The sequence below is a fragment of the Arcicella sp. genome (genome assembly GCF_964672035.1).
The window spans coordinates 20,903-35,727 of record NZ_CBABQS010000050.1; the positions used below are offsets into that span (position 1 = coordinate 20,903).

General features: G+C 36.3%; 8 protein-coding genes. All 8 read right to left on the reverse strand.

What is annotated here, in order from left to right; genetic code table 11:
* Window positions 1-15: 15 nt before the first annotated feature.
* Complete coding sequence (locus tag AC1W31_RS13645; RefSeq protein WP_481735016.1) at window positions 16-1,527, reverse strand: sulfatase family protein; 1,512 nt, start codon at window positions 1,525-1,527, stop codon at window positions 16-18.
* A 17-nt stretch (window positions 1,528-1,544) separates the two neighbouring features.
* Entirely contained in the window at window positions 1,545-3,809 is a 2,265-nt protein-coding gene (locus AC1W31_RS13650; protein WP_481735017.1) for a GH92 family glycosyl hydrolase, read from the reverse strand.
* A gap of 86 nt (window positions 3,810-3,895) precedes the next feature.
* Window positions 3,896-5,602, reverse strand: coding sequence for a hypothetical protein (locus AC1W31_RS13655; RefSeq protein ID WP_481735018.1), 1,707 nt, complete (start codon window positions 5,600-5,602; stop codon window positions 3,896-3,898).
* A gap of 31 nt (window positions 5,603-5,633) precedes the next feature.
* Window positions 5,634-7,007: a 3-keto-disaccharide hydrolase gene (locus tag AC1W31_RS13660; RefSeq protein ID WP_481735019.1), complete on the reverse strand. Its 1,374-nt coding sequence runs from the start codon at window positions 7,005-7,007 to the stop codon at window positions 5,634-5,636.
* Window positions 7,008-7,115: 108 nt separating this feature from the next.
* The gene (locus AC1W31_RS13665) at window positions 7,116-8,978 is read right to left on the reverse strand and encodes a RagB/SusD family nutrient uptake outer membrane protein (protein ID WP_481735020.1); all 1,863 of its coding nucleotides are present in this window, start codon (window positions 8,976-8,978) and stop codon (window positions 7,116-7,118) included.
* Between the two features lie 20 nt (window positions 8,979-8,998).
* The gene (locus tag AC1W31_RS13670; protein ID WP_481735021.1) at window positions 8,999-12,337 is read right to left on the reverse strand and encodes a TonB-dependent receptor; all 3,339 of its coding nucleotides are present in this window, start codon (window positions 12,335-12,337) and stop codon (window positions 8,999-9,001) included.
* A gap of 93 nt (window positions 12,338-12,430) precedes the next feature.
* Window positions 12,431-13,513: a FecR family protein gene (locus AC1W31_RS13675; RefSeq protein WP_481735022.1), complete on the reverse strand. Its 1,083-nt coding sequence runs from the start codon at window positions 13,511-13,513 to the stop codon at window positions 12,431-12,433.
* Between the two features lie 27 nt (window positions 13,514-13,540).
* Window positions 13,541-14,203: an RNA polymerase sigma-70 factor gene (locus tag AC1W31_RS13680; RefSeq protein ID WP_481735023.1), complete on the reverse strand. Its 663-nt coding sequence runs from the start codon at window positions 14,201-14,203 to the stop codon at window positions 13,541-13,543.
* Window positions 14,204-14,825 lie beyond the last annotated feature (622 nt).

The window sequence follows — 14,825 nt, forward strand, 5'->3', positions numbered from 1 at the left end:
ATTTTTCTTAAGAAATTATTCTTTCAACCAAGTCAATTGCTTCCAATGGCTTGGACCTTCATTGGTTTGATTGATTCCATTGGTGCTTCGACCCTTTTTGAGGTAATTTGTTAATATATCGGTAAGTTGTTTTACGAGTTCTGGATGCTTTTCATATACATTCTGGGTTTCACCAATATCGTTCGATAAATCATATAATTGAATGTTAGGTAATTTTTTTGCCTCTTCGCTGTTTTCTTTGGGCTTACTATTCCCTCCTGAGTGCGAACACATAATAAGTTTCCAATTGTCTTTTCTAATGGCAAAAAAACCATTTGATGAATGATGTACAAGGACTTCACGTTTGGCAAAACTTGTCCTTTTACCTGTAATTTCGCTTAAAAAGCTAAAACTATCCTCTGCTGTTTTATCATCCAAGTTGACATTATTTAATTCGGCAATGGTTCTAAAAAAATCAGTTGAACTAACCAATTGATTACTTACTTTCGTTTTTTTGAGATTTTCCCCCCAAGAAACAATAAATGGCACCCGATGCCCGCCTTCAAAAATATCAGTTTTTACTCCTCGGAACATCATTGAGGGATTATGACCTTTGCGAAGTTGTGCCTGCAAATCTGCTGGATTGGCAAAACCATTATCAGAGGTAAAAATGATGATTGTATTTTCATAAATCCCATTTTTTTTGAGCGTTTCAACCACTTGCTTTACCACATCATCGACCATAAGCACAAAATCGCCGTAGGGTGAAACATTACTTTTACCAACAAATTTTCCAATCGGTAGAATGGGCGTGTGCGGAGCAGCCAAAGGAAAATAGAGAAAAAATGGTTTGTCTTTTTTTGCATTCTCATTTATGAATGAAACGGCTTTCTCAGTAAATTTCCCCAAAACCTCTTCTGGTTTGAAATCTGGGGCAAAAATTCCCGCTCTGAAAAGTTCAATACCCGATCGCCCTAAACATGTATCTTTCGGTATGGCTGTACAAAAACCATTTTCAACATAGGCATAAGGTGGCATATCCAATGAGGAAGGAATACAAAAAGAATAATCAAAGCCTCTTTTATTTGGACCATTTTGTACTTGCTTTGCAAAATCAACTTTCTTTTCGCCTGCCTCTATATTTCCCCAATTCCATCCCAAGTGCCATTTCCCAACAATACCAGTATTATACCCTTGCTTTTGCAAAAATGAGGCAACCGTTTCTCTTTTTGGATCTATCAAAGGCGTGTCATACCCGTGTAAAACACCGCTTTTGAGAGTCGTTCGCCAATTATATCGACCAGTCATAATTCCATAACGTGTAGGAGTACAAACAGATGAAGTTGTGTGTGCATCTGTAAATCGAACGCCATTTTTTGCCAATTGGTCAATATATGGGGTGATAATTTTACCATTCTGGTTATAGACCGACACATCGCCTATTCCTAAATCGTCGGCAAGGATATAAACAATATTCGGTTTTTGAGCAAAATTGTTTGAGACGATACTCAGACAAATGAGCGTAAAAATAAGAAGTTCTTTTTTCATGTTTTATGCTAAATAATTTATTTGGAAAAAGAATAAGGCAGTGATTTTTTAGCAACCCCTCGCTTGAAATTTGGTTTTTCTGACATATTTAAAATCAATTTTCCTCCTTTCATAATATCAAAATGGCTAAGAAAATTTTTGTCATAACTCGTTCCATTCAAGGACGTAGATTGGATATAGACATTTTTGGGTTGATTTTGAGGTGCTTCAATGACAAATTTCTTCCCATTTTCAAGGTTTAAAGTAATCTTTTTGAATAGTGGCGAACCAATAACATATTGCTGTGTGCCTGGGCAAACCGAATAAAAACCCATGGCACTGAATACATACCACGCACTGGTCTGTCCATTATCTTCATCACCACAATACCCATCTGGAGTTGGTTTATACAATTTATTCATCGCATCCCTAACGTGCATTTGAGACTTCCATGGTACTCCACAAAAATTATAAATATAAGCCATGTGCTGAATAGGTTGATTACCATGAGCATATTGCCCCATATTCATTACTTGCATTTCGGTCATTTCATGTATTACGCCTTTATAATAACTTTCCTCTATGGTTGGTGGAAGAATATATACACTATCCAACATTAGTTCCATTTTTTTGTAGCCGCCCATTAGGTTTGAAAGTCCTTTGAAATCATGCAGAACAGACCAACTGTAATGCCAACTATTGCCTTCTACAAACTCATAACCCCATTTGAACGGATCGAAAGTGGTCGGGAAAGTACCATCTTGTTTTTTACCACGCATTAAATTAAAGCTTGGGTCAAACATATTTCGGTAGTTTTGCGAGCGTTTGCCAAATTTTTCTACTTCTTCTTTGGGTTTGTTGAGAGCGATTGCCAATTGATTCAAATTAAAATCAGCATGGGCATATTCTAAGGTTTTAGCCGTACTTCCGCCAAAACCTTCGAGTGGTACAAAGCCCAATTCATTGTATTGTTTCGCTCCATTTCTACCTACTGAACTAATTGGGCCTTCGCCTTCGGTATTTTTCATAAGAGCTTCATACAATAAGTTAATGTCAAACCCTCGTACACCTTTCAAATAAGCATCGCAAATTACCGAGGCAGAATTACTGCCTATCATGCTTTTTTTATGACCCGGACTTGCCCATTCGGGCAACCAACCACTTTCTTTATAAGTATTAGCCAATCCGTCAATTATATGCCCGTCCATGTCGGGGTACATAATAGTTAAAAATGGAAATAGTGACCGAAAAGTGTCCCAAAATCCAGTATCTGTAAACATATACCCTTTTTCGACCTTACCATTATAAGGACTATAATGAACGATTTGGTTTTGGGCATCAAATTCATAGAATTTTCGGGGGAACAAAAGCATCCTATAAAGACATGAATAGAATGTTTTTAATTGTTCTTCCGTGCCACCTTCGGCTTTTACTTTGATGAGTTCATTGTGCCAAGCAGCTTTGGCTTTTATTTGAATTTGGTCAAAAGTTTGTTTGCCAATTTCTCTTTTCAAATTCAAATCGGCTTGTTCTATTGAAATAAATGATGAAGCAATTCTCAAATTTACCTGTTCGTCTTTTTTGGTAGAAAAACCAATTATAGCTTGGGCATGATTGCTTGTTACTTCGTTTATTGATTTTGCCAAAAGGCTGTCGTTTACAGTCCAAGCGAGGTTAAAAGTTTTATCACACTCAATTACAAAGTAGTTTTTAAAATTAGCAGGAACACCACCACGATTTCTTGTGGTATAGCCCACAATTTTATTTTGCTCGGGTAAAATTTTGATGTATGAACCCCTGTCAAAACCATCAACCAGAATGTAGGAACTATCTGATTTTGGAAACGTAAAGCGGAAAACCGATGCCCTTTCGGTGGGAGTGATTTCGACCAAAACAGCATGGTCTGACAGATACACGCTATAATAATAGGGCTTTGTAACTTCTGTTTTATGCGAAAACCAACTACTCCTTTTGTCTTCTTTGAAATTCAATTTTCCCGTCATGGGCATAATAGAAAACTGACCATAATCGCCAATCCAAGGCGAAGGCTGATGCGTTTGTTTGAAACCATTGATTTTATTGGCACTGTATTGATATTGCCAACCATCGTCATTTTTGCCAGTTTGTGGTGTCCAAAAGTTCATACCCCAAGGCATGGCAATGGCAGGATAGGTATTGCCATTGGAAAAATTACGTTTTGAGTCTGTTCCTATAATAGTATTCACCCATTCTTCAGGCTGAAATTGGGTTTGAGCAAAAGAAGGAAAACTTAAACAAAAGAAAAGGATTATTTTTTTAATCATTATATGTTTTGGGTTGAATGTTTACCTTGCTTTTTTTAATAAAAATCCTTCACACCGCTTTTTGAATAGTCACCTAAATTGTCACTTTATGATAATTTGATTGTATGCTTAAATGGCGTAAAGCCTGTCAAATAAACCGTGGGGGCTTCCATGGCGGGTAAAGCTCCTCTTAGTTGCACACCTTTATGCTCCATTTTTCCTGGGCCAAAACTTATCGAATCATTTCCAACGGTATAAGTACCATTTTCACTCGAAAACAAATAGGCATTGTCTCTTTTTGTGTGTTTATTTACGCCCGAAAATGTACCCCCTGCCCTAAAAATCAATTCGAAAGATACTGGGACATTATCTGTACCTGTCATTTCAATTTCTACCTCAATACCATTTTTAACTTCTTTTACTTTTACCGTAGTTTGCAATTTTTGTATTTCACTCTGTTTACGCATAGTTCTTGGCATTTTGTCCAAATCACCGTCTGCTGAAATTTTATCTTTGTCAAGAGGCTGGTAATAAGGACCTTCCAATGATTGTGTTAGCATCCAAGTGTCATTTTGTTGCTCTATTTTTTCAGATTGAAATTGAGCTTTTCCAAAGAAAGAACCCGAAATCCTCATCGCTTGCAGCACGGCATTGCCTTTATGAAAAGTGAGCCAACTGGCATTGTTTGAAAGTAGGGTACAATCCCAATTTTCTCTTCTAATTCTAACCACACCTGAGTATGGAAAGGCTTTGGCATAACTTATTTGTAAAGGTTTATCGGAAGGTAGTTCTTTCCAAAGGTTTGGATTTTCTAAAAAATAATCGAGATATCCCGCCAATTGTTGATTGGTACTTGTTTTTTCTATTAATCGGCAAGCGGTAGCCATTTGGCCATTATTGTCCATCAAAGCCATGTAGCGATAGCAATAATAATACCCTGTCATTTTACCAATTGAGCCTCGGTCTTGTCTGTTAGATGCTTCGGTAACTATCTCACCGTTGGGGTGAATATAGTAAAGCGTCATCATCAAATTTTTCCGTACTGCTTCATAGATTTCTGGTTTATTGAGTCCTTTTGCCATATCAATTAAAGCTCTATCGACAATAGGAGAATAACCATTGGTGCTTTTTTCGGTGTATTGTCCATCAGGGTCAATGTCAATGTGTTCGGCAAGCCATTGGTCAATTCGGTCTGTATAACGTTTGTCGGGGAAATGCTCATTTATTTTGGTCAAAGCCGCAGAAACTACCCAGCGATGGTTTGGCGTATGAATCCCACCGACTACGAGGGCTTCGCCTGCATTTTTTATGAAAGTTTTCAAAAGCCCAATTGCATTTTCTGAGCCTTTGGTATTTGATTTCTTTAAAAATGAATAGGCAGGAATTATATTTTCTAAAACAAAGGCTGTATCGGGTGTCGAATGAAAATTAGTTTGTAATAAATCAATCGTGCCATCATTATGCTGAAATTTCAGCATTGCCTTTGCCGCATCTTCTACCTCTTTTAAGACTTCATTTGATTGATAAAAAACAGATTCAGGACAAGACATCAGCATACAAGCCTTACCAATAAATGCTCCAGTTGAATGTGGATTTGGAATTTCAACATCATCCATGTATCCACCAAAGTATTTTTGATTAGAGTCGGAAACTTTGAGAGACTTAAAGTTAGGGAGCTGTTGGTCATGAATTCTAATCCAATCGAGTAACCAAGCTGGTTTTTCGGCATTATTTTTTTCAAAAATTCTAAATCCAAGTAGTGGAGTTGCACAAAGAGAAGTTGCTCCCATTATTACAAAATTTCTTCTATTCATTGTATTTTATTTGAAAATGGTTGAATTATTATTAAAATTCTCTGATTTTTATACTCCTAAAATGCACTTCATCGCCGTGGTCTTGCAACAATAAATGACCTGAAACTGCTTGTGCAAAATTCGGGTAAGCACTGTATTTACTTTTCAAAATCAAATTACGAAATATTTGTGAATGACGGTCATATTCCACCATTTTGAGGTTATTGAGCCAATGTTCCACATGCCCATCGTGTACCACAAGTCGCAGTTTATTCCATTTTCCTACTGGATTAATGCGTTTGTCTTTATTGCCTTCTGAAAGATTTTCAGCGGTAATAAGGTCATAAAGTGAGCCCGTGGTTCTGTTACCATTAACCCCTGCTTTGGCATCTGGATGAACTTTATCGTCTAAAATCTGAAATTCTGGACCTAAGCCAGTACCTGCTTTTTTCTTGCGGTCTTCAACCACAAAATATTTTAGTCCGCTATTGGCTCCTGTGGTGAGTTTGAAATCTATTTCGAGTTCAAAATTTGAAAATTCTTTTTCCGTAATTATATCACCGCTTTTTACCAAAGTGTCTTTCTTTGTGCCAAGCACTTTTAACACTCCGTCTTGAATTACCCAGCCGACTGTTGGAAACTTATCGTAATTTGCCAATCGCCAACCTGCGTTTGTTTTGCCGTCCCAAAGCAAACGCCAGCCCTTTCTTGTTTCGTTTTCAGACAATTGATTAATCAAATAACTGATTTCTGGTGCTTCTTCGCCCCCTTTAATAATTACATCGTTCAAGTTTTCAGTCGCTATTCTGATGTTTTTCCATTGTACTGTAAGTCCATTTTGCACTTCTCGCTTAATTTGGTGAACTTGCAAAGCAATGAAACCTGTGGCAGTTTGTATGTCGAGTAAATTGGCACAAGGAATGCCATTTATCCAAGTTTTCAGACTTGAACCAATGGCTTCAATATGGTATTTGTTCCATTGACCGTTTTTAAATGCAGTTTGACCTCTTGGGTTTATTGACAAAGGATACAACCAACCATTACGAGCTTCGTCATAAATTCCACCGCTCCAAGCACGCTCGCTAGGGTCAATTTCTATTTGGTAGCCATGTACTCGTCCATTGTTTATGGCAAGGTCACTCAAACTTCTAATTTGAATACCAGAATTTAAGCCAATATCAACTTTTACTTCTAATTCCAACACAAAATCGCCGTATCCTTCATCGGTACAGAGAAAAGTATTAGGCGTATTGAGCTGCGAAACCCCAACAATAGTTTTGTTGATTATTTTGTATTCGGCATCGCCGTTTTTTTTCGTCCAACCTTTTAAATCCGAACCGTTGAAAAGTTCTTTCCATTGGGTTTGGGCAACGGCATTAAAACTAAAAAACAGGACGAATAGCCCTAAAAAAGAGTGTTTTTTCATAGTTTTAGGTTGAATTTTAGGTTTTCAAAAATGATGAGATGAAAAAAAGAGAGAAGAAAAAAATTCTTTCTCTCTTTTTGAATTTTTTATGAAACAATTCTATTCTAATTAATATCCTGCATTTTGCTTCATCGCTGGGAACGACAAATCAATTTCACTTTGAGGAATTGGTCTCAAATAGTGCTTCTCCGCAATCGCTTGTCCTTTCACCCAAGGATTGTATTTCTTCACTCGCTCGACCAATTTTCCTGTTCTTTTTAAATCAAACCATCTGCTATATTCTCCCATAAATTCTCTCGCTCTTTCATCCAAAATCAAGTCAATTGAGATATTCGATGCTGTTGCTCTATACGATGCTGTTTCTAATGATTTTTGGTTTTCTGGAGCTGCGGCACATTTAGGGTCTGTACCTTTCTTTGTACCTAAAGCACGGTCGAGAATTTTGTTGTAATAAACATCGGCCGTTCCTAATTTTCCACCTTTTGCACCTTTAACAATGGCTTCTGCTGCTATCAAATACGCTTCTGCCGAACGGAAAACGCACTCATTAAAAGTACCAAGAGCATCTCCGTAGGGAATTCCTGGTTGCCAAAATTTCCACATCAATGGGGCTTGGATGTTCAAACCAGAGTTGTCAACTGGATAACCACCACCAAATTCATCCGTATTTATAACAGCATAATTTTTCTTTCCTCCTAAATCTATTCCCCTTTCTGCCAAAGTTGTTGCAGGTTTATTCCAAGGTCTGCAAATCATAATTGTATCACCAGCAGCAAAGTTGACTTTCAAATTGGGGTTGCTCAGAGGGAGAGGTTTGAAGTCTTTTACTGCCGAAAGGGCGTAGCCAATACTTACAAAATTATGAGCATAACGAGTATCATTATCTGTGTCAAAGAAACGATAGGTGGCGGTATTTATTTGATGAACTCCGAGGCAACGATTATAATCTGTCGTTCTGCCTTTACTGCCTATAAAGCCTTCACCACTTGGACCAAACTTTGAATGCAAGTCGTTTCCACCTGCTGGGTCTGGACTAAAAGCGACATCCGTTTTATTAGTCAATACGTCTGGATTATACTGTACTGCAAAAATAATCTCTGCATTCTTATCATTTTGAGCCCCCGTGTATTGGGTCAAAGGATTATTTGAACGAATAGGGAACAAATCCTTATAGTTAGAAGCTAATGGATAAGCGTCAACTATTTTATCTGCGTATTGTAAGGCCACATTGAAATCTGCGACTGAGCCGCCGAGCGACCCATTATAATTCCATCCTCGGGTTAAATAAACACGAGATAACAAAAATTGAGTTGCTCCTTTGGTAATCCTACCGTAGTTACTGGCTGTAATCGGCAATTTTGCTTCACAATCAAGCAAATCTGAGATGATTTGTTTGTAAACATCTGCCGCCGCTATCCGAGGAAAATCTTTGCTTGGCGTGGTAACTTCAACCAAGGGCATTGGTACATCACCCCACTGTTGAACGGCATAAAATAGGCATAAAGCCCTCAGAAATATGGCTTCTGAAATTCTTGAATCTTTCAAAGCTGGTGCCATTGTAGTAATTACTTCCGAACGAGAAACTACCGTATTTGTTCGGGCTATCTCGGCGTACAATAATTGCCACAAACTTTGGATTTCGGGTAATGTAGCATTAAACCGAACGTCATATACATCGAAGAGATTTGGTTGATTTTCCTTGCCGTTGACAAGCGATGGATTCCATCCGCTTTGTGCCGAGAAAATATCAGTTCCTTGTAAAACTAAAGTTCTATTTTGATGAATATTTCGTAATAAAGGATAACAAGATCTAACTAAATCTTCAAAACCTGCCTCGGTTTTATAATAAATATCAGTGGTTAAGGTAGTTTTGGGAATTTCCTCCAAAAAATTGTCTTTACAGCTTGATAGTACAAGAAATAAAATGGTTACAAGCCAAAAATTATAACGTTTGAGTATGATTAATTTCATTTTATGTCAAATTTAAACTATTAAAAACTTACATTAACACCAAGACTAATGGTCATGGAAGGCACATCATCTTGGTAGATAGCAGAGTTAAATTCAGGGTCGAAACCAGTATATTTAGTGAATATAAATGGATTAATCACCTGTGTATAAATACGAGCATTCGACAATTTATTTTTATCCATTTTCCCTTTTGGTATCGTATAACCAAAAGTTACATCTGAAATTCTCAAAAAAGTTGCATCTTGATAAGTGATTGCTGAACGATAAGGATTGGCAGCAGCAACCCCAAAATAAGTATTAGAAGGATTATCGCTTCTCCAATAATCCAAAGAGGCTAAACTGTTATAGCGTGTTCCTATGTCTCCAAAAGTGCCTGAGAGTGTATTATTTTTGTATTCAGTTCCATTACGATAATAAGCAAAGAATGAAAAATCGACATTTTTATGCTTAAAACGATTGGTTATGCCCATCAGAAACTTAGGTAGTTGAGTTCCTAAAATCATCCGATCGTCAATTCCCTCAGTTGAAGAAATTTGTCCATCGTTATTAACGTCCACAACTCTCACAGAACCAGGTACTTGCTTATATTTTAAGGCAAGATCTTTGTCGGCATTTTGCCAAATTCCATCAAACTTATAATCAAAATTTGACCTAATCGGATAACCCACAAATAATTTATTTCCTTTGTCAATTGTTTGACCTTCACCATATAATTCGAGCAACTTATTATCATTCTTGGTAAACGTTAAGGTTGTATTCCAACTGAAATCCCTTCCTGTAACATTGACGGTATTCAATAATATTTCAACGCCTGTATTTTGAATCTTACCCACGTTTGAAATCACCTGTGAGAATCCTGAGGCAGTTGGAATTTTTTGATTCAAAATCAAATCAACCGTTTTTCTATCATAAACTTCCACTGTTCCTGTGATTCTATTTTTAAAAAAGCCAAAGTCTAACCCTAAATTCAGTTCCTTACTTCTTTCCCATCGCAAATTTTTGTTTCCTAAGTTTTGTGGGGCAAAACCATAAGCTGCGGTGCCATCAAAATCATAACCCGTATTTAATAAACCAGCTTGTGTACTGTATGGACTAACGGTTGCGTTACCAACTTCTCCATAACTTACCCTCAATTTTAAATTAGAAAGCGATTTTAAATTTCGCATAAATGATTCATCGCTCATTCTCCAAGCTAAGGCTACGGAAGGGAAAAATGCCCACTTATTGCCAGCAGCCAACTGAGATGCCCCATCTGAACGTCCCGTAATTGTCAATAAATATTTATCGTTAAGTGCATAATTTATCCGTCCCATATAAGAAGAAATAGAACTTTCAATCAGTGAACTTCCGAAATTGGTTAAAGTTCCGGTGTTCAGAGCATACCAGTCAGATTCATAAGGTAGGTCTTTTACGGCAATAATATATGCTTCATTCCTTTGGTAAAATGCACTCTGCAATCCCGTAAGCGTTATTTTGTGTTTACCCAAATCAAGGTTATAATTGATGATATTATCAAGGGTATAACTGCCAGTTGTACGGTTTTCATACTGCGTTCTTGGTTTATTTCCAATTTGTGACTTTGACCATTGACCTCTATAATCACCAATTCTTACACCCCCATAATTGGCTGATAGCGAAGTGCGAATACTCAATCCTTTGATTGGGGAATATTCTACATATATATTGCCCAGTATATTGGCAATTGTAGTTTGAAGTTTTGATACACTTGGGTCAGTATCAATCAGCGGATTTGGCACTTGTTTATCGTTGATTCCCATCCAAACTGCCAATCCATTATAATTTATATCCTGATTTTCACTTGGATTTGCTAAATCTGCAAAATAAGGAACACCCGTTGGTCTTGCACGATATGCTCCTCTTAACGATTCTTGCGAACCTAAGTTTTGGTTAGAATAGGTTAAATAAGAAGTAAAACCAGCTTTAAAATGCTCTCCTAATTTACTGTCAAGCCCTGCATTCAAGTTATAACGCTTATAGTTTGTGCTGTTTACGTTGCCATCTTCCTGTAAATATCCCCCCGAAAAGCGATAAGTTGTTTTTTCAGTTCCGCCCGAAACACTAATGTTATGACTCATTTGCGTTCCTGGTTTTGTAACTAGACCGACCCAATCAGTTGTTTCGCCATTTTTAATATTGGCAGCCTCTGCTGAGGTGAAAGTTGCACCCGTAACACCTTCCAATATTCTATCGGTATAAGCTATTTTATAAAATTGTTCACTTGATAGCATTTGAGGAATATGAGCTGGATTTTTAATGCCTACGTAGGCATCATAACTAATGCGGGGTTTTCCTGAAATTCCTTTTTTTGTGGTAACAATAATAACCCCGTTTGCCCCCCTTGCCCCATAAATTGCGGTTGATGAGGCATCTTTCAAAACATCCATTGATTGAATATCATTTGGGTTAAGATTATTGAGGTCGCCGCCCATCAATCCATCAATCACCACCAAGGGAGCGGTGGAATTATTAATCGTGTTTTCACCCCTGATTGTGATGTTGAAGGTACTCCCAGGTCTATTATCCGATTTTGTGATTGTTGCCCCTGCCACTTGTCCTTGAAGTGCTTTGGCAGCCAGCGTAGGGTTTCCTCTCACAATATCTCTTGATTGTATTGAGGACAAAGCACCCGTTAAATCTTTCTTTTTCAACTCACCATATCCAACGATTACCACCTCATCCAATTGCTTTAAATCGGTTTTCAGTATAATATCAATAATCGTTTTATTTCCGATTAAAACCTCCTGAGATTCATATCCAACAGAACTGATAATGATTGAACTACTTTCGTTTGGAACGCTTAAATTAAAATTCCCACTAACGTCAGAAGTTGTGCCTTTTGTTGTGCCTTTAACTATTATACTCGCTCCAACAACTATTTCACTTTTATCATCAATAATACTTCCTTTGAGGGGTTTATCTAATATTGGAACCGAGGCTGGTATATTTTCATTTTCGATTAAGCCGATTTTGACCTCGATTTTTTTTAGGACGATTTGCTTACCAATCACTTTAAAATTTAATTGAAATGGGGTAAGTAAGTATTTGAGGACATCGTCCAAAGTGGAATTATCCATGTTTATGCTCACTAATTTGTCCGCTTTTATAAGGTTAGATTTATACAAAAACCTGACATCAGCGGATTTTTCAATCTCATTCATCACCTTCTTCATCGGTTGAACATCAGCTTTTATACTAATCCGTTTATTCAACACATCTTGCGAATATCCATCGTGAGCAAAAGATACCCCAACAAAAAACAGCCAGAGGATTAGCTGGGAAAACGTGACTTTCAACAGTATAATACGTGTTTTCTTACAAATCAGTAGTCTTTTTTTCATAGTTTTATAGTTAAAAATTGATTAGTAACGAGTTTTTTCTTCAACTGAATACTGCAAACATATTGTTCCGAACTGCGTATTCCGTATTGATTTCTACCTACATCCATTAGATTTTATGAAAAATTTATCATCAACCACTTCATACGTAGCATCTAAGGCAATACAAATTAGTTTGATCTTTTCAATCAGGGGTTCATCAGATAAATGTGCGGTGAGTTTACAATTCGATAATTTTTCCTTGTTATAGAATATCTCAATATTGTAGGCATTTTTAATTACTTCAATAATTTCTGTGGCACGAGTTTCGTCAAAATCAAAAGATAGTTTTTGAATGGGTTGCAGCAGTTCTTGTGGCTTAACTAAGACATATTTTTCAATTTTTTCACCTTTTTGGTTTATGATTACTTGTTGATTTGCTTCCAACACAAAGCCTTTTAATGTTTTCCCGTTAATCTTTTCTTTTTTGTGTTCATCGTTTTGCAAAATTACCGAAACCCGACCCGTTTTTACAATAACTCTGGTCTCATCAGGGTTTGTTTTAATAGTAAAACTTGTACCTAATACTTTGGTAACCAAGTTATTAGCGTAAACAAAAAATGGAATATCAGAATTTTTATGTACCTCAAAAAATGCTTCTCCCGATAAAATCACTTCTCTTTTTGTTTTATTATATTGCTGTGGTGAATAACTGATTTTGCTTTGAGGTTGCAGAATCACCGAGCTTTCATCGGGTAAAGTGAGAAGTATTGGATGTTTAGTTGCATTTTCCTTTTCATAAATCTCCCCTGTTTTTGCTTTTGTATTTTGAACAAGATTTTCGTAGGAAATTTTCGATGGCTTTGATAATTCAGTCCAACCAATCCACATAAAAATTAGAATTGCCGCCGCAATTCCAACCCGTTTTGCTAAAAAAAACTTATGTTTCTTATGCTCTAATATCTTAAAACCTCGCTTTTTTTCAAGATTAATTGCAACATTCAGTTTAATTTTGTCAAATTTAGCATCAGTTTTCAAAGAATATTGCGGGTTTTGCGATTCCCATTCGTCGAGATACTGATAGAATAGCTCTTGATTTTCCTTAATTATCAACCATTCTTCAATCATTTTATATTGCATTGAAGAGTTTTTACCATCAAAGTAATCAAATATTATTTTTTTTGTGAGCGATGAGTTCATGTTTAATACTTTGTATTTACTGTTTTTTTAGAAAAATATTAAAAGGGCAGTACCGAGTATCCATTCTGATTTAAGCTCCTCCCGAACTTTTGATAAGGCTCTACTGATGAGCCGTTCGACTGCACTGACTGTAATTTGCATTTCTGTTGCTATTTCAGCATATTTTTTACCTTCAAGCCTGTTCAATTGAAACGCTTTTCTTGCTTGTTGAGGAAGATTAAGAATGGCTATATCTAATTTTTTTGTGAGTTCGTGAAAGTGAAGAATTTCGTCGGGTTGAAGTACCAAAGCATTGTCTAAATATCGCAAATCAAAATCAGAGCTTTCAAAATGAGTCATCCTATTCAATTCTACTTTAATTGAATTATATGCTCTGAATCTCACAGAGGCGTATAAGTATGAGCGAAAGGAGGTTGTGATATTTTCGTAAACTTTATTTTGCCAAAAATTTGTAAAAACTTCCGCTACAATATCTTCTGCCAATTCTTTTGAATAAACAAAACGAATAGCATGATTACACAAATTAGTATAGTACTTCCTGAAAAGAAGTTCAAAGCCTTTTTCGGGTGATTCTAAAAAAAATCTCTCAATAAAACACTCCTCAGAGATAATCTTAGATTCAGAAATATTCTTCACAACGTGCAGATTATTTCTGTCAAAACTATGTTCGTTTTGCTTGTGTGTTAGCATTACTTGAAAATTTTATTATATAATTCTAAGACAAAGTTTACTTATTTTACCCCACACTATATTATATTAGGACTTCCGCAAAAGTGATTGAGTCGTGTTTTATTTGTTGAATTAGATAATCATCCAAAAGCGATTTTTTGAGACTATATACCGTCTGCATTGTTTAATAAACTATTTTCTTAAAAGAAAATCATACCAAACAAGTAATTGCTATATGATTACCCTGACTTCTTTGTAAGCGATATTCACAGTTTTAAATTACTCGTGATTTATTTTTCTTCCCAATGTAACTGCTTAACTTTCTAACGGAAACTACTTTTTTCTTCGGCAGCCTCAGTTGAGTTTTCAGCTATATCATTGGTAATAATATAGTCCGTTCTGGTAGTTGGGGCTGTAATCACCATTTGGGCCTAAAATAAAATAAGGCTTATAATATATTCATTATGGAGTGCATCAAAAAGTGTGGGGCAAGCATATTTGTGTTTTAAAGAATCATATTAAGTTAGCCAATTGAACCCAATAATTTTTTAATCAAGTACATCAAAAAGTGTGGGGCAAACAGATTTATGTTTTAGAGAATCATTTAAGGGTAGGCAATTGAACCCAATAATTTTTTAATTAA

Excerpts from the sequence above, each read along its gene's own strand:
- AC1W31_RS13645 (WP_481735016.1), bottom strand. The coding sequence starts at position 1,527 with ATGAAAAAAGAACTTCTTATTTTTACGCTCATTTGTCTGAGTATCGTC.
- AC1W31_RS13650 (WP_481735017.1), bottom strand. The coding sequence starts at position 3,809 with ATGATTAAAAAAATAATCCTTTTCTTTTGTTTAAGTTTTCCTTCTTTT.
- AC1W31_RS13655 (WP_481735018.1), bottom strand. The coding sequence starts at position 5,602 with ATGAATAGAAGAAATTTTGTAATAATGGGAGCAACTTCTCTTTGTGCA.
- AC1W31_RS13660 (WP_481735019.1), bottom strand. The coding sequence starts at position 7,007 with ATGAAAAAACACTCTTTTTTAGGGCTATTCGTCCTGTTTTTTAGTTTT.
- AC1W31_RS13665 (WP_481735020.1), bottom strand. The coding sequence starts at position 8,978 with ATGAAATTAATCATACTCAAACGTTATAATTTTTGGCTTGTAACCATT.
- AC1W31_RS13670 (WP_481735021.1), bottom strand. The coding sequence starts at position 12,337 with ATGAAAAAAAGACTACTGATTTGTAAGAAAACACGTATTATACTGTTG.
- AC1W31_RS13675 (WP_481735022.1), bottom strand. The coding sequence starts at position 13,513 with ATGAACTCATCGCTCACAAAAAAAATAATATTTGATTACTTTGATGGT.
- AC1W31_RS13680 (WP_481735023.1), bottom strand. The coding sequence starts at position 14,203 with ATGCTAACACACAAGCAAAACGAACATAGTTTTGACAGAAATAATCTG.